This window comes from Conyzicola nivalis, assembly GCF_014639655.1.
In the GTDB taxonomy this organism is placed as follows: Bacteria; Actinomycetota; Actinomycetes; order Actinomycetales; family Microbacteriaceae; genus Conyzicola; species Conyzicola nivalis.
The window spans coordinates 229,652-249,312 of the sequence record NZ_BMGB01000001.1 but is presented as its reverse complement, the minus strand read 5'-3'; the positions used below and the strand labels follow the sequence as shown (position 1 = coordinate 249,312).

Below are 19,661 nucleotides of genomic sequence, written 5' to 3'. Positions count from 1 at the left end.
GCGTGGACGGCTAAGCCGTCGGCTGGATCTCGCGCAGTTTCGCCAGCACCTCGGCCCGCAGGTCGACCGGCGCCTTCTCGTTGCAGGCGCTCTTCACCTTGTTCGTGAGGGTGAGGCCCACGAGGTGTTCGCCCGTGCAGGACTCGCAGTTCGCCATGTGCTCGGCGATGTCTTCGGCCTCGCCGCGGGTGAGCTCGTTGTGGATGTACTCCTCGAGCTCGGCTTTGGCTTTATCGCAACCGCAATCGGTCATTTCTTACTCCCAGTGGCAGGCGCGGCGGCAATTCCTCGGTCGCTCGCGTATTCAGCAAGTAGGCCCCGCAGAAGGCGTCGGCCGCGGTGGAGGCGGCTCATGACGGTTCCGACGGGGGTTTTCATAATGTCGGCGATCTCCTGGTAGGAGAAGCCTTCGACGTCTGCGAAGTACACCGCGAGGCGGAAGTCTTCGGGGATCGACTGGAGCGCGTCCTTGACGGCACTGTCGGGGAGGTGGTCGATGGCCTCGGCCTCGGCCGAACGGGTCGTCGAGTGCTGCGTGACCGACTCGGCGCCGCCGAGCTGCCAGTCTTCGAGGTCGTCGATCGTTCCCTGGTACGGGTTGCGTTGATTCTTGCGGTAGTTGTTGATGAACGTGTTGGTCTGGATGCGGTACAGCCAGGCCTTCAGGTTCGTGCCCTGCTGGAACTGCCCGAACGCGGTGTAGGCCTTGACGAAGGTCTCCTGCACCAGGTCGGCCGCGTCAGAAGGGTTCTTGGTCATGCGCATGGCGGCGGCGTAGAGCTGGTCCATGTACTGCAGCGCCTGCTCTTCGAACAGGGCGCGCACGTCGTCGGTCTGAGCCGGCTTCGCGGTTGCCGCGGGCTCGACGGGGGTCGGCTCTTCGGGGGTCTCGATAGTCATCAGGGACAATTCTAGATCGCCGATGGCCGTTGCCTCCGGGTTCTCCAACAGCACTGTCATACCAGTGACTCCAATCGCTCGGCCTCAACAGCCGATACTGTGGTAACCGATGTTGGTATCCAAGTATTCCGAGCCAGAGTTCAGCCCCTACGACGACGGGACCCTCGTCACGGGCGGCGACCCGGGCCCGTGGCCGGCCCCCGTCGCTGAGCGTGAGCTCGCGGCATCCGTTCGCCTGCCCGGATCGAAGAGCCTGACCAACCGTGAGCTCGTGCTCTCGGCCCTCGCCACGGGCCCGTCGCTGCTGCGCGCACCCCTGCACTCGCGCGACACCGCTCTGATGATCGAGGCGCTGCGCTCGCTCGGCACCGAGATCGAGGACGTGCCGGGCGAGGGCGGCTACGGTTCCGACCTGCGCATCACCCCGGCCGAGGAACTGCTGGGCGGCACGTCGATCGAGTGCGGCCTCGCCGGCACCGTCATGCGCTTCCTGCCGCCGCTCGCCGCCCTCGCCCTCGGTCCCGTCGCGTTCGACGGCGACGAGAGCGCCCGCCGCCGCCCCATGCGCACGACCATCGAGGCACTGCGTGACCTCGGCGTCGACGTGAACGACGACGGTCGCGGGGTGCTGCCGTTCAGCCTGTACGGCACAGGAACCGTCGAGGGCGGAGACCTCTCGATCGACGCCTCTGCCTCGAGCCAGTTCGTCTCGGGACTGCTGCTCGCGGCCCCGCGCTTCACCCGCGGCCTCACCCTGCGCCACACCGGCGACACGCTGCCGAGCATGCCGCACATCGAGATGACCATCGCCACGCTCGCCGCCCGCGGCGTCGTCGTCGAGAGCCCCGAGCCGGGCGTCTGGGTGGTTCCGCCCGCCGAGATCCGCGGCATCGAGGTCGACATCGAGCCCGACCTCTCCAACGCCGCACCCTTCCTCGTCGCGGCCCTCGTCGCCGGCGGTACCGTGTCGATCGGCGGCTGGCCGTGGTCGACGACGCAGGTCGGCGCGCACCTGGAGACCCTGCTGCCGTTGTTCGGCGCGACCACCTCCCGGCACGGCGACACCCTCGTGGTCGACGGCGGGGAGGGCATCCGCGGCGGCGCCCAACTGCCGGGCGCCGACATCGACCTCTCGATCGGCGGCGAACTCGCCCCCGCGATCGTCGCGCTCGCGGCCCTCGCGTCGGGGCCCAGCCGCATCACCGGCATCGGCCATCTGCGTGGCCACGAGACCGACCGCCTCGCGGCCCTCGCTGCCGAGATCAACGGGCTGGGCGGCGACGTGACCGAGCTGGACGACGGCCTCGCGATCACCCCGCGCCCCCTGCACGGCGGAGAGTGGAAGGCCTACGAGGACCACCGGATGGCGACCGCCGGCGCGATCGTGGGCCTCGCCGTCGAGGGCGTCGTCGTCGACGACATCGCGACGACCGCGAAGACCCTCCCCCAGTTCCCGCAGCTCTGGGCCGACCTCGTGCGCGATCCCGACGAGGTCATCATGACCATCACCACCGACACCATCGTGCTGTGACCGCATGAGCTGGATGTCCGACCCCGACGAAGACGACGGCGACTACGCGGAATACGACGAGTCGTCGATCCGCGTGCGCCCGAACCCGAAGGCGAACAAGCCGCGCAGCAAGATCCGCCCCGAGCACAAGAACGCGGTGAGCGGGCGGGTGTTCAGCGTCGACCGCGGACGCTACGGCGTCTGGGTCGCCGAGAACACGCCGGAGGAACGCCAGCTGGTCGCCACCCGCGCCCGCGAACTCGGCAAGAAGTCGGTCGTCACAGGCGACTGGGTCGACCTCGTCGGAGACACGACGGGCGACGAGGGCAGCCTCTCGCGCATCGTGCGGATCCAGGAACGCTCGACCCTGCTGCGCAGAAGCGCGGATGACACGGACGCAGTCGAGCGCATCATCGTGGCGAACGCCGACCAGATGCTCATCGTCGTGGCCGCGGCCAATCCCGAACCGCGCACCCGTCTCGTGGACAGGTATCTCGTGGCCGCGTTCGACGCCGGCATCACCCCCATCCTCTGCATCACCAAGACCGACCTCGCCGACCCGGCAGACTTCCTCGCGAACTTCGCCGGCCTCGAGTTCCGCGTCTTCGAGAGCCGCGACGACGCCTTCCCCATCGAGGAGATCACCGAGGCGCTGCAGGGACACACCACCGTCGCCGTCGGCCACTCGGGGGTCGGCAAGTCGACGCTCGTCAACGCGCTCGTCCCCGACGCGAACCGGGCGATCGGCCGCGTCAACGACGTCACCGGTCGCGGACGGCACACCTCCTCCTCCACCGTCTCCCTGCGCATCGGCAGCGGCTGGATCGTCGACACCCCCGGTGTCAGGTCGTTCGGCCTGGGTCACGTCGACCCCGCCAACATCCTCAAATCGTTCACGGACCTCGCCGAGATCTCGCTGCAGTGCCCTCGGGGCTGCACCCACCTCACCGACTCGCCCGACTGCGCCATCGTCGAGCGGGCGGAATCCGGCGAGCTCGGCGAGATCGGCAAGCTCCGGCTCGACAGCCTGCAACGACTGCTCACCACCCTCGCCGCCTAGGAGGCACTGCATGACGACCTACACGCCCAGCGACGACCTCAATCTCGCTCTCGCCCTCGCCGGCGAAGCCGATCTCGTCTCGCTCGACCGCTTCAGGGCGCTCGACCTGGTCGTCACGACGAAGCCCGACCGCACGCCGGTGACCGACGCCGACCAGGCCGTCGAGCGGGTCATCCGCAACGGCATCCTGGCCGCGCGCCCGGACGACTCGATCCTCGGCGAAGAATTCGGCACCGAGGGCAGCGGCTCGCGCCAGTGGATCATCGACCCGATCGACGGCACCACCAACTTCATGCGCGGCGTTCCCATCTGGGGCACGCTCATCGCTCTCGCCATCGACGGCGTCCCCGTCGTGGGCGTCGTCAGCTCCCCCGCGCTCGGCAAGCGCTGGTGGGCGGCCACCGGCCACGGTGCCTGGGCGCAGGCGCACGGCGAAGACGCCGCACAGATCAGGGTGAGCGGCATCGACACCCTCGACCACGCCGCCCTCAGCTACAACTCGATCACCGGCTGGGACGACGCCGGCCGGCTCGACTCGGTGCTCGCCCTCTCGCGCAGCGTCTGGCGCGCCCGTGCCATCGGCGACATGTGGCCGTACATGCTGCTCGCCGAGGGAGCGATCGACATCGTCGGCGAATTCGACCTCAAGCCGTATGACATGGCCGCCCTCATCCCGATCGTGCAGGAGGCCGGCGGCGTGTTCACCTCGGTGGACGGCGAACCGGGACCGTGGCACGGCAGCGCTCTGGCCACGAACGGCGTTCTGCACGACACGGTGCTGGCAAAGCTCAGGCAGTAGAAACGCGGAAGAGCGCGACGCCCATCGGCGTCGCGCTCTCTCGTTGCGACCTAGACCGCGACGGCCACCTTGGCCGACTCGGGCGTCTCGGCGGTCGCCGGCGCCTTGCGCACCCAGCGCTTGAGCGCGATGACCGTGAGCGCCATCACGACGGCACCGATCACGATCGACAGTACGAACAGGGGGAAGTTGCCGATGGCGAAGAACACGAACACGCCACCGTGGGGCGCCTGCGAGTAGACGCCGAACGCCATGCAGAGCGCGCCGGTCACCGATCCGCCGACGATGGCCGAGGGGATGACCCGCAGCGGGTCGACCGCGGCGAACGGGATGGCACCCTCGCTGATGAACGAGGCGCCGAGCAGCCACGCGGCCTTGCCGTTCTCACGCTCGACCGGGGTGAACAGCCCGCGGGCGAGAACCGTGGAAGCGAGCGCGAGGCCCAGCGGGGCCACCATTCCCGCCGCCATCACGGCGCCCATGATCATCCACGGCGTCTGGTTCTCGAGCGAACCGGCACCCAGGCCGGCCACGGCGAAGGAGTAGGCCACCTTGTTCACCGGGCCGCCGAGGTCGAACGACATCATCGCGCCGAGGATCACCCCGAGCAGGATCGCCGAGGCGCCGGTAAGGCTGTTCAGCCAGTCGTTCAGACCGGTGGAGAGCGCGGCGATCGGTCCGCCGAGCACCATGATGAGCAGTCCCGACGCGAAGATGGAGCCGAGCAACGGGATGATCACGACCGGCATCAGCCCGCGCAGCCACCGTGGCACGCTCAGGGTACCGAGCCAGTAGGCGGCGAGACCGGCCAGCACACCGCCGACGAGGCCGCCGATGAACCCGGCGCCCATCAGTCCGGCGACCGCACCGGCGACGAAGCCGGGGGCGATGCCCGGGCGGTCGGCGATCGCGTAGGCGATGTACCCGGCGAGCGCGGGAACCAGGAAGCCCATCGACGTGGACCCGATCATAAAGAACACGGCGCCGAGGTAGGCGAGCAGGCCGCCCTCCGGCAGGTTGCCGAAGTTGTTCTCCACGATGATCGTCGCCGCGTCGTCGGTGATGCGGTAGCCGCCGAACAGGAAGCCGAGCGCGATCAGCAGCCCTCCGCCCGCGACGAACGGGATCATGTAACTGACGCCGGTCAGCAGCACGCGCTTGACCTTCGCGCCCATGCTCTCCCCGATTCCGGATGATTCGGCTCCCGTCTCCCCGCCGGTGGGCACCCGGCGCGGATTCGGGTCGGTCGACGCCGCGATCGCATCGGCGATCATCGCATCGGGTTCGTCGACTCCGCGCTTCACGGGACCCTGCACGAGCGGCTTTCCGCCGAAGCGCCCCTTGTCGCGCACGTCGACGTCGACGGCGAAGATCACGGCACCGGCCGAGGCGATGAGCGCGGGGTCGAGCGGGGTGACGCTCGACGACCCCTGGGTCTCGACGTGCACGTCGACCCCGGCGCGCTTGCCCGCCGCCACGAGGGCGTCGGCTGCCATGTAGGTGTGCGCGATGCCGGTGGGGCACGCGGTCACGGCGACGATCGAGGGCTTGCCCGCGGGAGCCGCGGGCGCCGCCGGTGCCGCGGCGGGCTCGTCGGCGACGGCCTCGTCGACGAGACGCACGATGTCGTCGGGCGTCTCCGCGGCGCGCAGGGCCGCCACGAACTCGTCTTTGATCAGGGAGCGGGCGAGTTTCGCCAGCAATACGAGGTGCGCCTGGTCCGCGCCATCCGGAACCGCGATGAAGAAGACCAGGTCCGCCCCGCCGTCGGTCGCGCCGAAGTCGACCGTCGGCTTGAGGCGCGCCATCGCGAGGGTCGCCTCGGTCACCGCCTTCGAGCGGCAATGCGGGATGGCGATGCCGCCCGGCATTCCCGTGGCCGCCTGTGCCTCGCGCTCGAGCGCGTTCCTCGCCAGGTCCGTGGCATCCGTCGCTCTGCCCTGCGCGACGACGCGTTCGGCGAGCGAGCGGATGACCTCTTCTTTGGAGGCTCCGATGGGGGTGTCGAGCGAGACGAGCGCCCGCGTGATGATGTCGGCCATGCTATTTCTCCTTCGAAAGTGCGTGACGGGCGTCTCTGCTCGCGTCTCGCGTGACGGTGATGCTGAACTGGTCCGCCTGTCGGCGGGTGGGGACGGTGGATCCGGGGAGGGATGCCGCGGCGGCGCCGTGTGCGACGGCCTGCGCCAGACAGTCGTGTGGTTCGCGGCCCGCGGCGTCGGCGAGCAGGTAGCCGGCCAGCGACGAGTCGCCCGCGCCGACGGTGCTGCGCGCCTCGATCGCGGGGGCGTCGGCAAACCAGGTGGCGTCGCGCGTGACGAGCGCGGCGCCGCGACTGCCCAGGGTCACGAGGGCGGCGCCGACTCCGCGGTCGAGCAAAAGCTCGGCCGCGGCGGCCGCCCGCTCGGGCTGCGCCTCGAAAAGGTCCCCGCTTCCGGTGCCGGTGAGCTCGGCGAGCTCCTCGGCGTTGGGTTTGATCAGGTCGACGCGCAGGCCGCTCTCGAGCAGCAGGCGCAACGGTTCGCCGGAACCGTCGACCGCGATCAGCGGCGCCGCCTCGCCGAGGCGCTGGGCCACGTGGTCGACGAGGCGCACGTAGTAGCCCTGGTCGATGCTCGGCGGCAGCGACCCGGAGATGACGAGCCAGGCGGCTCCCTCCGCGGCCAGCACCACGCGCTCGGTGAGCTCGGCGAGTTCCCGCTCGGTCAGCGCCGGCCCGGGCTCGTTGACCTTGGTCGTGGTGCCGTCGGGCTCAGTGAGCGTCACGTTCGAGCGCACGGCGCCCCCGATCGGCACGTTCACGAACGGCAGCCGGGACTCGCGCATCGCCGTGACCATGGGGTCGGTCTCGGCACCGGGGAACACCGCGACCGTGGCGAGACCCGACGCCACGAGCGCGCGGGTCACGTTGATCCCCTTGCCGCCCGGCTCCTGGTGCGCGGCCGCGGCGCGCTGCACCTCGCCGCGTTCGAGCGCCGAGGCCAGTTCGACGGTGCGGTCGAGCGACGGATTGACGGTGAGAGTGACGATCATGCGTAGAGCACCTCCACATCGGCGAGCGTGAGCGCCTCGAGCAGTTCGGGTCCGGGTACCTCGTCGGTGACGAGGGTGTCGATCTCGTCGAGGGCAGCGAAGCGCACCAACGCCTCCTGATCGAGCTTGGCGGCGTCCGCGAGCACCACCGCGCGGCGTGCGCTCTTGACCATCGCGCCCTTCACCGCGCCCTCGAGCTCGTCGGGGGTGCTGAGGCCGAAGCCGGCGCTGATGCCGTTCGTGCCGAGGAACGCGATGTCGGGACGCAGCGCCTCCAGCTGCGCGACCGTCGACGTGCCGACCAGCGCGCCGGTGAGCCCGCGCAACCGGCCGCCGACCAGGTGCAGGTCGAGGTGCGGGTTCTTGTCGAGGGCGACGAGGTTCTGCATCGAGTTCGTGATCACGGTGAGCTGCTGGCCGTTCGACGGCGACCACGCGGCGATGCGCTCGGCGAGCAGCGCGGTGGTGGTTCCGGCGTCGAGCAGTATCGATCCGCGGAACGTCGGCGGCAGCATCCGCATCGCCGCATCGACGATCGCGCTCTTCGCCGCGTGCCTCTCCGACCGACGCTCACCGATGGCCACCTCGGTCACACTGCCGCGCGAGGCGGAGACCGCACCGCCGTGCACGCGGCGCAGGAGTCCGGCGTATTCGAGGGCGTCGAGGTCGCGGCGCACGGTCTCGGCGGTGACGTCGAGGTCGGCGGCGAGTTGGGAGACCGACACCCGGCCGGCGGCCTCGAGGGCGAGGGCGATGCTCTCCTGGCGCTCCGTTGCGTACATGTCATCTCCGCTGATGGTTGGGGTTGTCTGTGTTTATGTGGTAATTCACTACAACACAAAAAGAATACCAACGAAACGCAGATAGTCAAACCTTTTTCTGACCAGCGGGGCAGAACGGATGCCGCGGCCGACGTCGCGCGTCAGGAAAGCAGACCGGCCGCCCCGCCGTCGAAGGCCCGCAGCGCGAGCAGCACACCCAGGATGCCGACCACCCACGACAGCGTCGCGCTCGCGTTGCGGGTGAGCCACGACTCGAGTCGCGCGAGCACCGGTTCGATGCGGCCGGCCGCCGCGACGCGGGCGACGAGCAGGACGAGCGCGGGCAGCACCATCACGACGCAGTAGCCGGCGAGCACGGCGGCCGACAGCGGCCAGTCGATGCCGCTCGCGGTGATCGACCCGATGGCACCCAGGTAGGGCAGCATGCTGCCCAGCTCGAGCGTGGTCGCGGTGAGGGCGAGGGCGAACAGCGCGCCCGCTCCCCCGCGGCCGCCGACCGCGCGCTCCCGCCAGCGCCGCACCCGGCCGGAGACGACGACGCCCTCGGCCTTCTGCTTTTTCGCCTGCCGCTCGAGCGCCAAGCTCCAGACGATGAGCGCGGCGCCGGCCGCGAGCGCGACGACCGAACCGAGCGGCGACTCGGCTGCCGCGATGATCGACTCGAACGCCCAGCCGGCGCCCCACAGGATCGCCACCCCGACGGCGAAGTAGAACGCCACGACCGTCGCGAGGAAGAGCAGCACCCGGTCGGCCCGCAGCCGTCCCGGCGTTGCCAACAGCCAGAGGGGTATAACGAGGGTGCCGAAACTCGTGGAGTCGATCAGGGCGAGAACGACGAGGATGCCGGCCAGTGCGAGGGTCATACCACCAACGGTAGGAACAGCCGGCCGCGCGGCCCATCGGCCACCCGGGCTAACCGGTGCCGCCACGTACACCCTTCGGCGTACGCCGGCCGCGCGGCGACTGTGCTGGGATAGGGGCGTGACCTCCACGCCCGCCGCCGCCCCGCCCTCCGGCACGCCCGCCGGACGCTCCACCGTCCGTTGGCCGGCCCCCGCGGTCGCCGCGGTCACCTTCGCGGTCGGCATCGCCCTCGTCGCGATCGGCTTCACCCGCCTGTGGAGCGGCGGCTTCGTGGGAGCGGGATCGCCCGATTCCGACTGGTGGTTCCTGCTGCCGCTCGCCGTCGCCTGCGTCGCCATGCTCATCAAGCGCCGCACCCCGCGCCTGGCGCTCGGCATCGCCACGGCGGCCCTGCTCGCCGATCTCTACCTCGGCAGCAGCCTGGGTACGCTCCTCGCGTTCTACGACGTGCTGTACGCGGTGGCCCTGACGGCCTCGCCCCGCCTGCGCCGCGTTCTCGTTCTCGCCGCGGCAGTCGCCGTCGGAGGTCCCGCGGTCGCCGTGCTGGCGGCCGGGGCCGACCTGCGCATCGCCCTGTTCGTCGGGGTGCAGCTGTTCGCCCTGCTCGCCACGCCGCTCTGGTGGGCGTCCGACGTGCGCAGGCGCGACGAGCTGCTCGACCTCGCGGCGCAGCGCACCGCCGACCTCGGACGCATCCACGACCTCTCCCGCGAGCGGGCCGTCGGTGAGGAACGCACCGCCATGGCGCGCGACCTGCACGACGTCGTCGCGTCGCACATGTCGGCGATCGCCCTCCGCTCGGGCGCCGCACTCGCCACCCCGCCCGACTCCGCGCGCGACAGGGCCGCGCTCGAGGCGATCCGCGAATCGGCCCTCGCCGCCCACGCCGACATGCGGTCGATGATCACCCTGCTGCGCGACTCGGCGCCGTCGTCGCCCCCGGGGTCGCCGGTGCCCGACCCGGCGCCCGGCTCCGCGACCCTCGCCGACCTGCCCGCACTGCTGCGTCGCGCGGACGCCATGGGGGTCGCGGTGCGGCTCCGCGACGATCGCGCCACCGGGACAGCGGTGCCACCCGCCATCGAACACGCCGCGTTCCGCATCGCCCAGGAGGCGGTGATGAACGCCGTGCAGCACGCGCCGGGCGGCGAGGTGGAGGTTCGCCTGGCCGCGGGTGACGACGGCGGGCTTCACCTGCGCGTGCGGTCGACACGCACGCGACGCGCGACGGAGCCCGTGTCATCCGGTGGCGTCGGCCTGCTGACCATGGCGGAACGCGCGCGGGCCGTCGGCGGCGAGCTGACGGTCGAGTCGACCGACAACGAATGGGTCGTCGAGGCGCGGCTGCCGGCGGTGGCGTCGTGACCGCGGTCCGCGTGCTCATCGCCGACGATCACGGAGCGATCCGGGTGGGGCTGCGGCTCATTCTCGAGGCGGCGGGCGGCATCGAGGTCGTCGGCGAGGCGGGCGACGGCGCGACGGCGGTGCGGCAGGCCGCGGCGCTCGCACCCGACGTGGTCCTGATGGACATTCGGATGCCCGGGGTCGACGGAATCGCGGCGACGCGGCAGATCGTGGCGGCGGGCCACGGCGCGGTGCTCGTGCTCACCACGTTTGACATCGACGACTACCTGTTCGGCGCCTTGCGGGCGGGCGCGGGCGGCTTCCTGCTCAAGACCGTCGAGCCCGCGGCGCTCGTCGACGCGGTCCGGCGGCTAGCCGCGGGCGAGTCCGTTCTCGCACCGGAGGTCACGCGGCGGATCCTCGACCAGTACGTGCTGCTCGACCGCGACCGGGCGCAGCCGTCGACGGCGAGTGCGCGCCTCGCGGTATTGACGGCGCGTGAGCGTGACATCCTGACTCTGGTCGCCGAGGGACTCTCGAACCGCCAGATCGCAGACCGGCTCACCATCTCGGTGGCGACGGCCAAGACCCACGTGTCGCGCATGCTCGGCAAACTCGGCTGCGACTCGCGTCTTCAGGCCGCGATCCTCGCACGCGAAGAGGGTCTCGTCGGCTGACCGCTACTTCGTCGAGGCCGCGTCGGCCACGGCGGGAACGGCCGCCTCGATGCGCTCGTCGAGGTAGGGCGCGAGGGTCGCCGAGTAGGTCGCCGTGATGTGGTGGCTGTCGCGGTAGCCGACTACGCCGCCGATCACGGGGCTGCACGAACCGTCGCGGCAGAAGAAGTCGTTCATGTCGATCACGGTGACGCCCGGCTGGTCCTTCGCGGCCTCGACCATCAGGTCGTCGACGAGCGCCTCGTTCTCGGGCCGGTCGCAGGCCTGGTCTTCGCCCGAGGTCTCGGCGATGCAGAGATTGGTTCCGGCCGTCATCTGCGGGATGTCACGGATGACGACGACCTGCGTGCCCTGCTCGACCAGCGGGGCCCACGCCTCCCGGAACCCGTCGACCGTCTCGCGGTCGGAGCCGTACTTGTCGCCGGCGGCGCTGTGCGCGAGCACGACTAGGTCGAGCGGCTGCTGCCGGTTCGACAGCGTCTCCGACAGGGTGTCGTTCCAGGCGGCGCAGGACCGTTCGATGTCTGCCTCGTCGTCCTGCTTGGTCGCGGCCGACATCGGGCACGACGACTTCATGTAGGGCGAGAGAGCCCAGCCGTTGTCCTCGGCGATGGCCTTCATGGCCGGGTACCAGGAGGCCGCGTGCGAGTCGCCGATGAGGGCGACGTTGACGTCGGACGCGGTATCGCCGACGATACACGTGTTGAGGTCGGGCGTGACGAGGTCGGCATAGCAGCCGTTGTCGTACACCTCGGCCTCGTCTTCCAGCGCGAAGGACGGCTGCGGGGTGAGCGTCTCGTGCTCGACCGCGTCGCACGCGCCCTCGGGCACGGCGAATTCGGAGGCGCCGAAGCACTCCTCGGCGGAGGCGACAGCGGTGGCGGCGCGGGCGGTTTCGGCCGTGGCCTGCTGCGTCATCGCCCATGACGCGGCGCCGGTCGGCACGGCGACCAGCACGACGGCCACGAGCATGGCGAGCAACGTCCAGCGCGGGCGGCGGCGCACGAGTGTCTTCCAGTCGCGCGCGGGGTTCTCGATCAGCACGGTGGTCAGCCACGCCAACCCGATCGACGCGATGATGATGGCGATCTTGGTGGCGATCTGCACGTCGGTGAAGACGATGGTCGCGAAGACGATGAGCGGCCAGTGCCACAGGTAGACGGAGTACGAGATGCCGCCGATGAACTGCACCGGACGCGTGCCCATGAGCTTGTTCGGCGAGACCGCCGAGTCGGGGTCACCGGCCCAGATCACGGCCACGGTCGCGAGAACGGGCAGCAGGGCGGCCGAACCGGGGAAGGCGGTCTGCCCGGAATAGGTGACCACCGCGTAGGCGATACCGGCCCAGCCCGCGTAGGCGACGAGGGTGCGCACCCCGTGCGAGGCCTTGACGGCCGTGCCGACCACGGCGAGCAGGCCACCGGCCGCGAACTCCCACGCCCGCGTGGTCGTCGCGAAGTAGGCCTCGCCGGGGTTGGTCGCCGTGTAGGTCACCGAGAAGTAGAACGAGGCCGCCGCGACGAGTCCCAGCGCGACGAACACGAGCGACCTACGGGCGCCCACGCTCAGCCGCTGCGCGAACAGCACGACGAGTCCGATCAGGATCGGCCAGACGAGGTAGAACTGCTCTTCCACCGAGAGCGACCAGAAGTGCTGCACGGGCGACGCCACGTTCTCGGCCGCGAGGTAGTCGATGCTGCTCGATGCGAGCGCCCAGTTCTGCACGTAGAGCGCGCTCGCGGCGATCTCCTTGAAGAACTGCATCCAGTACATCTGCGGCACGAGCAGGTACACCCCGATCGCCGAGGCGACGAGCACGGTGAGCGACGCCGGCAGCAGGCGCCTGATGCGCTTGGCCCAGAACTTCGGCAGCGAGATGCGGCCGGTGCGGTCGGCCTCGCGCATGAGGTGCGCCGTGATGAGGAACCCCGAGATGACGAAGAACACGTCGACTCCGACGAACCCGCCGGTGAGCGTCTTCGGCCACAGGTGGTAGACCACGACGACGAGAACGGCGACGGCGCGCAACGCCTGGATCTCGGGGCGCAGGGTGGAGGCGGCGCGGGCCGTCTTCTCCGGCTTGACGAATACGGGCAGGCCGTTCTCGTCTTTGGTGAGCGCGTGGGCACGGGGCGCGGAGGAGCTGATGACGTCGGTCATGGCGGTTCCTTTGCAATCGAGGGGCAAATGAAGAGGGCCGCGTCGATGCGGGAACCACCGCCCTGAAGAGAGACTCTGCAGAGAGGAGGAGTGGCTGAAAGCATAACCCGCGTTGTACCCCGATTAGGGGGTACATTTTTTTCGGTACTCCGGGTGACAGCGGATGTCAGGGCCACCGTGTCACCCATTGGACGAAGAATTCCCCGGTCAGACAGGTGTTGATCATCTCACCGGCGGGCGAGTATCGCGCGCCGCGCGCGGTGCAGGTGGGGCATTATCCCGTAGATGACGATCGGCACCGCGATGGTCGCGAGGACGAGCGTTCGCAGCACCATGGGCAGGTTTTCCAACAGACCGCCCAACAGGAGGTTCAGAACGGTGAGCGTCGGAAACACCGCGATCCAGATCATGAGGGCAAGCTCGTGCTTGCTCGGAGGGGCGGTCTGGTTCGTGGGCTGAATGGTCATTGCGTGGTGCTCCTCGTCGAATAGGCGCCCGTCGATCGGGGCGGTTCACCCACGCTCCCGCGCTGTTGCCGAGAGAGCAATTTTTGTTGCCGTATTCGGGAGCGGGGAGGTCGAATGGGCAGCATGAACGATTCTTCGGCCATCGCGGCCGCACTCGAGGGCGTCAGCGCCCGTCTGCGCCGTCTTCGCTCGCGGCGCGGCGTCACGTTGACCGAGTTGTCCGCCATGACCGGCATCTCGAAGAGCACACTCTCGAGATTGGAAACCGGGCAGCGTAAGGCGAGTCTCGACCTGTTACTCCCTTTGGCCCTCGCCTACCGCGTGCCGCTCGACGACCTCGTCGGGGCCCCGGAAGTGGGCGATCTCCGAGCGCGGCTCAAGCCGCGGCGGGTGAACGGCCGTACGGTCATCCCGTTGACACCGCACCCCGGCGGTGTGCGCGCGTGGAAGATCGTCATCTCGGCCGTCGAAACGACTCCCCGACCCCGCTCGCACGAGGGCTATGAGTGGTTGTACGTACTCTCCGGAAGGCTGCGGCTCATTCTCGGCCACCACGACCTGACGCTGGGCGCGGGCGAGGTCGCGGAGTTCGATACCCGCCAGCATCACTGGTTCGGCTCGTCCGACGGCGCGCCCGCTGAGATCCTCAGCCTCTTCGGCAGTGACCGCACGAAAGCACCGAGGGCCACCCTGTAATCAGGATGGCCCTCGGTTCGACAGCGCGCGACAGTGCCCATGGTGGAGATGCGGGGAATTGAACCCCGGTCCACTGCTGTAATTCTGTGCCTTCTACGGGTGTAGCTCGCAAAGACGTTCTACTTGGCTCTGACCTTTGCTGCGAGCATCTAGGTCAACGAGCCCAGCCATAGTTCAAGTCCCGCGTAGCCCTAAGGCGTAACCACGCAGCAATCTCTCTAAATTACGCCAGGACCCGAGTAGAGAGCATCCTCGGACTGACGGACTTCTTTAGTGCGCTCGCTTAGGCAGCGAGGGCGAAGTCAGTGCGCTTGGAATCGGCACTTATAGTTTGCAGACATCGTTTACGAGATAAGCCTGCATCCTCGACCCGCTTCTCACAGTTTTGCAGGCAATGTCGAAACCGATCATCCCCATGGTCACTTCTGCGAAGAAGAGTGGCACTATCGCACGCTGTTGAATTATCACACCACATCCATCGGATGCAGCCCTCTATTGTAGAACGAACGCGGGGGTTCGCGCAGGCCGGAGGAAAAATGACCGACACCACCATCACCGTGCAGGGCAGGTTCTCCGCCTTCTATCCCGCGGAACGCGCGACGGTCGAGGTATCGGTACACCACGAAGCCTCCAAGCGGCAGCCGGCATTCGACGCCACGGTCGCGGCGGCCGACGTCGTGCGCGACAACATCGTGGCCCTGCACGACTCGACGGCCGGACCGATCACGTGGTGGTCGAGCGAGAACGTGCAGGTGTGGAACGAGAAGCCCTGGAACAACGAGGGCAAGCAGCTGCCGCCCGTCTTCCACGCGCGCGTCGGCTTCACGGCCAAGTTCAGCGATTTCACCGCACTCGCGCGGTGGATCGAGTCCGTGTCATCCGTCGACAGCGTCAGCGTCGGCTCGATCGACTGGGCACTCACCGAGGCGCGCACCACCGCGGTCACGGCCGAGGTGCGGTCGCGCGCGGTGAAGGACGCGGTGTCGAAGGCGAGCGTCTACGCCCAGAGCATCGGGCTCGGCACCGTCACCGCCGTCGCGATCGCCGATCCCGGAATGCTCGGCGACCAGGTGCACGGCGGCGGGACCCCCGAGGCCGCGTTTATGCGCGCGAAGTCGCTGGGCGGAGTCGGCGGCGCGGACGGCAGCGAGCCCAGCCTGTCGCTCAAGCCCGAGGACATCGAGGTGTCTGCGGTCGTCGATGCGCGGTTCGTCGCTCGGTAGCCGGCGCGTCCTGTCCTCCACAGGGCGTTGCAACCCAACCTTATCCACAGCAAATAAGCCTCCTGATCAGGTCTAAAGCGAATGTCGGTGGCTAGGGTGACCATGTCGCCATGGATGAAACGACGGCGACTTCGACGGCCGTGGGCGAGTTCCTCGCCCTGCTGGCCGGCACGCCCCTCGACGGGCTGACCGACGAGCAACTGTGCGCGCAGACGATAGAGGTCGAGCGTCTCGGCCGCCTGCTCGATGCCGCCCGGGTCAGCGCGGCCGCCGAGCTCGCCGACCGGTCGCGCTACGGGCTGGGCAACGATTCACTGGCCTTCCGGCTCGGGCAGGGCAAGGCCGCGCTGCTCGTCGAAGCCCTCACGCGGGTGTCTCCGCGCGAGGCGGGCCGCCGCATCCGACTCGGTTCGTCCATCCGTTCGGCGCGGGCGCTCGACGGCACTCTTTTTCCCGCGGACCATGCCGCGGTAGCAGCCGCTGTGTCGTCGGGCGCGATCGGCGTCGACGCTGCCGAGATCATCGTGCGCTGCCTCGATCAGGCGGCCCAGCACGCGGGCATGTCGCTCGAGGCCGAGGAGAACCGGGCCGTGGCCGAGCAGGCGCTCGTCGAGATGGCCGAGAGCGCCACCGCCGACGAGGTGGCCGTGCAGGCGAGGGCGTGGCGCGAGGCGCTCGACCCCGACGGTGCCGAACCGCGCGACGAAGAGATCTATCGCAGGCGGTCGCTCGTGTTCGGCCGTGAGAGCAACGGGGTGCGCACCATCCGCGGCACGCTGCTGCCGGTCGACGCGGCGTTACTGCAATCCGCCATCGACGAGGCCGAGAAGCCGGGCAATACGCCGCGCTTCTTGGCCGAAGACGACGAGGCACGCGGCGTGCGCACGATCATCGACGACGGCGAAGAGAAGACCGAGATCGTCGACGACCGCACACGCGATCAGCGCCGGTACGACGTGTTCGCCGGATTGCTCAACGTAGGCATCCGGGCCTCCGGCAACGCCAAGGTCGAAGTGCGGTCGACCGCCCAGGTCACCGCGGTCGTCGGGCTCGACGATCTCGAGCGTGGCACAGGCGTGGGTTGGTTCGACGGCGTCGACGAGCCGGTGTCGGTCCAGACCATCGAGCAGCTCGTGTGCTCCAACGGCAAGTCCCTCGTGGTCATGGGCGAGAAGGGCGAGCCACTCTACCTCTACCGCGGCCGGCGCTACTTCACCGAGCAACAGATGCAAGCGCTCGCGGTGCGCGACGGAGGGTGCGTCTGGCCGGGCTGCCACTCCCCCTCCGCCTGGGCCGACGGTCACCACGTGCGCGAGTACGAACGCGACCACGGCCCGACCAACATCGACAACGGGGTGCTGCTGTGTCCGCACCACCATCGCATGCTGCACCACTCCGACTACGAGATGAAGATGGTCGGCGGGCGCCCCTACCTGATCCCGCCGGTGTTCATCGACGCCGACAGAACTCCCATCCTGCTCGGCCGGTCGCGAATCGGGGTCAATCTCGCGCTGGGGCGGCGGCTGACCTAGGTCGGCGCCGACAGCACACGGGCAACTGCCAGCCACCCGGGACTTAAGTCCCTTCTCGGCGAAGCGAGGCGAGCGTAGCGTCGGGATTTAGGCCACCCAGACCTTCCCCCTCGGGCCTCAACCCCACGCGGGCCTCGCCCTCAGCCGAAAGAAGAGAATCGCCGTGTCAGCGCAGACATCCAGCAACCAGACAATCCCCGAGCGCCGCATCTCCACCTCGGTGCTCGTGATCGGAACTGGCGGCTCCGGCCTCCGGGCATCGATCGAACTCGCCGAACGCGGCGTCGACGTGCTCGCGGTGGGCAAACGTCCGAAGAACGACGCTCACACGTCGCTCGCCGCGGGCGGCATCAACGCGGCGCTCGGCACCATGGACGAAGAAGACTCCTGGCAGCAGCACGCCGCCGACACCATCAAAGAGAGCTATCTGCTCGCCAACCCGCACACGGTCGAGATCGTCACCAAGGGCGCGCGCCGCGGCATCGAAGACCTCGAGCGCTACGGCATGCCGTTCGCCCGCGAAGACGACGGGCGCATCAGCATGCGCTTTTTCGGCGCGCACAAGTACCGCCGCACCGCGTTCGCCGGCGACTACACCGGCCTCGAAATCCAGCGCACCCTCGTCAATCGGGCCGCGCAGCTCGAGATCCCTATCCTCGACTCCGTCTACATCACCCGCATCCTGGTGAAAGACAACGTCGTGTTCGGGGCCTACGGATTCGATCTGAACGACGGATCCCGCGTGCTCATCCACGCCGACGCGGTGATTCTCGCGGCGGGCGGCCACAACCGCATCTGGCGCCGCACGTCCAGCCGTCGCGACGAGAACACGGGCGACTCGTTCCGCCTCGCCGTGCTCGCGGGAGGCCGCATCCGCGACCCCGATCTCGTCCAGTTCCACCCGAGCGGCATCATCGAGCCGGAGAACGCGGCCGGCACCCTGATCAGCGAGGCGGCCCGCGGCGAGGGCGGTCACCTCTACAACGCGCTCGGCGAACGGTTCATGGAGAAGTACGACCCCGAGCGCATGGAGCTGTCCACGCGCGACCGCGTCGCCCTCGCCGCCTATACCGAGATCAAGGAGGGCCGCGGCACCGAGAAGGGCGCCGTGCTGCTCGACGTGTCGCACCTCCCGCGCGAGACGATCATGACGAAGCTCCCCCGCGTCTACCAGACGATGCTCGAGCTGCAGATGCTCGACGTGACCACCACCCCCATGGAGATCGCGCCGACCGCGCACTACTCGATGGGCGGTGTCTGGGTTCGTCCCGACGACCACTCGACCGATGTGAACGGGTTGTACGCGATCGGCGAGGCCTCGAGCGGACTGCACGGCGCCAACCGGCTCGGCGGCAACTCGCTCATCGAGCTGCTCGTGTTCGGCCGCATCGTGGGCGAGGCCGCGGCCGAATACAGCGCCGGGCTGCTCTCGCACGAACGCTCGGCCGAGGCGGTAGACGAGGCGCGGGCCGAGATCTCAGCGCTGCTCGCGGCCGACGGTGAAGAGAACGTGCGCGCGCTGCAGCGGGCCATCCGCAACACCATGACGGAGCACGTCGGAGTGGTACGCGACGAGGCGGGGCTCAAGGCCGGGCTCGCCGAACTCGACGCGATCGAAGCACGCTTCGATGGGCTGGGCATCCACCCCGATGTCGCCGGTTTCCAGGACCTCGCGCACGCGTTCGACCTCAAGTCCGCCGCGCTCGCCGCCCGGGCGACACTGCAGGCGGCCCTCGAGCGACGCGAGACCCGTGGGGCGCACAACCGCAGCGACTACCCCGAGATCGATCCGGCGCTGCAGGTGAACCTGGTCTGGTCGCTCGACCGGGCGACGGGTCAGGCGACGGTCACCCGCGAGAGCATCCCGCCGGTGCCGCAGGAGATCAGCGACCTGATGCGCGACGAGGTGTCGGTGGCGGGCAAGCTGCTCGAGTGACGTTGTCGGTCGGGTAGGGCCGTTCGCGGCGCGTATCGAAATCCCGGCGGGGGTTTCGATACGGCCGCGGGCGGCCTACTCAACCGGCAAGAGCGCGTGCGGGTTACCTAACCGGCAGGAGGGCGGGCGGCCTACTCGGCCAGCGGGGCGCTAGTCGCCCAGGTTGCGGCGTGCCGACATGGCACGGTCCGACTCGCGCTTGTCCTGGCGCTCGCGCAGGGTCTGCCGCTTGTCGTACTCTTTTTTACCCTTGGCGATCGCGATCTCGACCTTGGCGTTTCCGTTGCTGAAGTAGATCGACAGCGGGATGAGCGTGTAGCCGCCGTCTTTGATCTTGTTGTGGATCTTGAGGATCTGCTCCTTGTGCAGCAGCATCTTGCGCTTGCGCCGCACGGGGTGGTTGTTCCACGAGCCGTGGTTGAACTCGGGGATGTGCACGGCGTCGAGCCACGCCTCGCCGCCCTCGATGAAGCCATAGCCGTCGACGAGGGTCGCGCGACCGGCGCGCAGCGACTTCACCTCGGTACCGGTCAAAACCAGCCCGGCCTCGTAGGTGGTTTCGATCAGGTAGTCGTGGCGCGCCTTTTTGTTACTGGCAACGACCTTCTGGCCCTTTTCGCGTGGCATCCGTCAGTTCTCTCTGTGTAAGCCGGCTCTCTCATGAAAGCAGCCTTTCAG

18 protein-coding genes and 1 other RNA gene are annotated in these 19,661 nt (G+C 69.1%); 9 read left to right on the top strand and 10 right to left on the bottom strand.

Features of this window, described 5'->3' with window-relative positions; genetic code table 11:
* Positions 1-10 precede the first annotated feature (10 nt).
* A complete protein-coding gene (locus IEV96_RS01285) occupies positions 11-253 on the bottom strand; it encodes a zf-HC2 domain-containing protein (RefSeq protein WP_188508904.1) in 243 nt (80 codons plus the stop codon).
* Complete coding sequence (locus tag IEV96_RS01280; protein WP_188508903.1) at positions 250-900, bottom strand: sigma-70 family RNA polymerase sigma factor; 651 nt, start codon at positions 898-900, stop codon at positions 250-252. The genes IEV96_RS01285 and IEV96_RS01280 overlap by 4 nt, the downstream gene beginning before the upstream one ends.
* A gap of 109 nt (positions 901-1,009) precedes the next feature.
* Here IEV96_RS01280 and aroA point away from each other — a divergent pair, with 109 nt between their 5' ends.
* Genes aroA through IEV96_RS01265 form a run of 3 tightly spaced genes read left to right on the top strand, consistent with a single transcriptional unit; the run spans position 1,010 to position 4,269 of the window.
* Complete coding sequence (gene aroA, locus IEV96_RS01275) at positions 1,010-2,431, top strand: 3-phosphoshikimate 1-carboxyvinyltransferase (protein ID WP_188508902.1); 1,422 nt, start codon at positions 1,010-1,012, stop codon at positions 2,429-2,431.
* 4 nt (positions 2,432-2,435) lie between these two features.
* Positions 2,436-3,470, top strand: coding sequence for a ribosome small subunit-dependent GTPase A (gene rsgA, locus IEV96_RS01270; RefSeq protein ID WP_188508901.1), 1,035 nt, complete (start codon positions 2,436-2,438; stop codon positions 3,468-3,470).
* A 10-nt stretch (positions 3,471-3,480) separates the two neighbouring features.
* Positions 3,481-4,269 carry an inositol monophosphatase family protein gene (locus IEV96_RS01265; protein ID WP_188508900.1) on the top strand — a complete coding sequence of 263 codons (789 nt, stop codon included), beginning with the start codon at positions 3,481-3,483 and terminating at the stop codon, positions 4,267-4,269.
* A 50-nt stretch (positions 4,270-4,319) separates the two neighbouring features.
* On the opposite strand, the gene IEV96_RS01260 is transcribed toward IEV96_RS01265, so the two are convergent.
* The 4 genes from IEV96_RS01260 to IEV96_RS01245 form a co-directional block, all read right to left on the bottom strand.
* Positions 4,320-6,311, bottom strand: coding sequence for a PTS fructose transporter subunit IIABC (locus IEV96_RS01260; protein WP_188508899.1), 1,992 nt, complete (start codon positions 6,309-6,311; stop codon positions 4,320-4,322).
* A 1-nt stretch (position 6,312) separates the two neighbouring features.
* The gene (locus IEV96_RS01255) at positions 6,313-7,302 is read right to left on the bottom strand and encodes a 1-phosphofructokinase family hexose kinase (RefSeq protein ID WP_188508898.1); all 990 of its coding nucleotides are present in this window, start codon (positions 7,300-7,302) and stop codon (positions 6,313-6,315) included.
* Positions 7,299-8,084, bottom strand: a complete 786-nt coding sequence (locus IEV96_RS01250; protein WP_188508897.1) for a DeoR/GlpR family DNA-binding transcription regulator — start codon at positions 8,082-8,084, stop codon at positions 7,299-7,301. Before IEV96_RS01250 ends, IEV96_RS01255 begins: the two co-directional genes overlap by 4 nt.
* Positions 8,085-8,224: 140 nt before the next feature.
* The gene (locus IEV96_RS01245) at positions 8,225-8,947 is read right to left on the bottom strand and encodes a GAP family protein (RefSeq protein ID WP_188508896.1); all 723 of its coding nucleotides are present in this window, start codon (positions 8,945-8,947) and stop codon (positions 8,225-8,227) included.
* Between the two features lie 118 nt (positions 8,948-9,065).
* Between IEV96_RS01245 and IEV96_RS01240 the strand changes: the two genes are divergently transcribed.
* Positions 9,066-10,313: a sensor histidine kinase gene (locus IEV96_RS01240; RefSeq protein WP_188508895.1), complete on the top strand. Its 1,248-nt coding sequence runs from the start codon at positions 9,066-9,068 to the stop codon at positions 10,311-10,313.
* Entirely contained in the window at positions 10,274-10,969 is a 696-nt protein-coding gene (locus tag IEV96_RS01235) for a response regulator (RefSeq protein ID WP_188508894.1), read from the top strand. Before IEV96_RS01240 ends, IEV96_RS01235 begins: the two co-directional genes overlap by 40 nt.
* A gap of 3 nt (positions 10,970-10,972) precedes the next feature.
* On the opposite strand, the gene IEV96_RS01230 is transcribed toward IEV96_RS01235, so the two are convergent.
* Both IEV96_RS01230 and IEV96_RS01225 read right to left on the bottom strand, forming a co-directional pair.
* A complete protein-coding gene (locus IEV96_RS01230) occupies positions 10,973-13,129 on the bottom strand; it encodes an acyltransferase family protein (protein ID WP_188508893.1) in 2,157 nt (718 codons plus the stop codon).
* A 227-nt stretch (positions 13,130-13,356) separates the two neighbouring features.
* The gene (locus IEV96_RS01225; RefSeq protein WP_188508892.1) at positions 13,357-13,596 is read right to left on the bottom strand and encodes a putative antibiotic biosynthesis monooxygenase; all 240 of its coding nucleotides are present in this window, start codon (positions 13,594-13,596) and stop codon (positions 13,357-13,359) included.
* Positions 13,597-13,719: 123 nt separating this feature from the next.
* Between IEV96_RS01225 and IEV96_RS01220 the strand changes: the two genes are divergently transcribed.
* Positions 13,720-14,292 carry a helix-turn-helix domain-containing protein gene (locus IEV96_RS01220; RefSeq protein ID WP_188508891.1) on the top strand — a complete coding sequence of 191 codons (573 nt, stop codon included), beginning with the start codon at positions 13,720-13,722 and terminating at the stop codon, positions 14,290-14,292.
* 40 nt (positions 14,293-14,332) lie between these two features.
* Here the strand turns inward: IEV96_RS01220 and ssrA are convergent.
* Positions 14,333-14,707: a transfer-messenger RNA gene (gene ssrA, locus IEV96_RS01215) on the bottom strand.
* Between the two features lie 121 nt (positions 14,708-14,828).
* Between ssrA and IEV96_RS01210 the strand changes: the two genes are divergently transcribed.
* From IEV96_RS01210 to IEV96_RS01200, 3 genes are all read left to right on the top strand, one after another.
* On the top strand, positions 14,829-15,515 hold the full coding sequence (locus tag IEV96_RS01210; protein WP_188508890.1) for an SIMPL domain-containing protein: 687 nt from the start codon (positions 14,829-14,831) through the stop codon (positions 15,513-15,515).
* 110 nt (positions 15,516-15,625) lie between these two features.
* Positions 15,626-17,047, top strand: coding sequence for an HNH endonuclease signature motif containing protein (locus tag IEV96_RS01205; RefSeq protein ID WP_188508889.1), 1,422 nt, complete (start codon positions 15,626-15,628; stop codon positions 17,045-17,047).
* A 163-nt stretch (positions 17,048-17,210) separates the two neighbouring features.
* Positions 17,211-18,983: an FAD-binding protein gene (locus IEV96_RS01200; RefSeq protein WP_229732927.1), complete on the top strand. Its 1,773-nt coding sequence runs from the start codon at positions 17,211-17,213 to the stop codon at positions 18,981-18,983.
* A 150-nt stretch (positions 18,984-19,133) separates the two neighbouring features.
* On the opposite strand, the gene smpB is transcribed toward IEV96_RS01200, so the two are convergent.
* Positions 19,134-19,610 (bottom strand): SsrA-binding protein SmpB, encoded by a 477-nt coding sequence (gene smpB / locus IEV96_RS01195; RefSeq protein ID WP_188508888.1) that lies wholly within the window; start codon positions 19,608-19,610, stop codon positions 19,134-19,136.
* Positions 19,611-19,661: the final 51 nt, after the last annotated feature.

Excerpts from the sequence above, each read along its gene's own strand:
- IEV96_RS01285 (WP_188508904.1), bottom strand. The coding sequence starts at position 253 with ATGACCGATTGCGGTTGCGATAAAGCCAAAGCCGAGCTCGAGGAGTAC.
- IEV96_RS01280 (WP_188508903.1), bottom strand. The coding sequence starts at position 900 with ATGACTATCGAGACCCCCGAAGAGCCGACCCCCGTCGAGCCCGCGGCA.
- aroA (WP_188508902.1), top strand. The coding sequence starts at position 1,010 with ATGTTGGTATCCAAGTATTCCGAGCCAGAGTTCAGCCCCTACGACGAC.
- rsgA (WP_188508901.1), top strand. The coding sequence starts at position 2,436 with ATGAGCTGGATGTCCGACCCCGACGAAGACGACGGCGACTACGCGGAA.
- IEV96_RS01265 (WP_188508900.1), top strand. The coding sequence starts at position 3,481 with ATGACGACCTACACGCCCAGCGACGACCTCAATCTCGCTCTCGCCCTC.
- IEV96_RS01260 (WP_188508899.1), bottom strand. The coding sequence starts at position 6,311 with ATGGCCGACATCATCACGCGGGCGCTCGTCTCGCTCGACACCCCCATC.
- IEV96_RS01255 (WP_188508898.1), bottom strand. The coding sequence starts at position 7,302 with ATGATCGTCACTCTCACCGTCAATCCGTCGCTCGACCGCACCGTCGAA.
- IEV96_RS01250 (WP_188508897.1), bottom strand. The coding sequence starts at position 8,084 with ATGTACGCAACGGAGCGCCAGGAGAGCATCGCCCTCGCCCTCGAGGCC.
- IEV96_RS01245 (WP_188508896.1), bottom strand. The coding sequence starts at position 8,947 with ATGACCCTCGCACTGGCCGGCATCCTCGTCGTTCTCGCCCTGATCGAC.
- IEV96_RS01235 (WP_188508894.1), top strand. The coding sequence starts at position 10,274 with ATGGGTCGTCGAGGCGCGGCTGCCGGCGGTGGCGTCGTGACCGCGGTC.
- IEV96_RS01230 (WP_188508893.1), bottom strand. The coding sequence starts at position 13,129 with ATGACCGACGTCATCAGCTCCTCCGCGCCCCGTGCCCACGCGCTCACC.
- IEV96_RS01225 (WP_188508892.1), bottom strand. The coding sequence starts at position 13,596 with ATGACCATTCAGCCCACGAACCAGACCGCCCCTCCGAGCAAGCACGAG.
- IEV96_RS01220 (WP_188508891.1), top strand. The coding sequence starts at position 13,720 with ATGAACGATTCTTCGGCCATCGCGGCCGCACTCGAGGGCGTCAGCGCC.
- IEV96_RS01210 (WP_188508890.1), top strand. The coding sequence starts at position 14,829 with ATGACCGACACCACCATCACCGTGCAGGGCAGGTTCTCCGCCTTCTAT.
- IEV96_RS01205 (WP_188508889.1), top strand. The coding sequence starts at position 15,626 with ATGGATGAAACGACGGCGACTTCGACGGCCGTGGGCGAGTTCCTCGCC.
- smpB (WP_188508888.1), bottom strand. The coding sequence starts at position 19,610 with ATGCCACGCGAAAAGGGCCAGAAGGTCGTTGCCAGTAACAAAAAGGCG.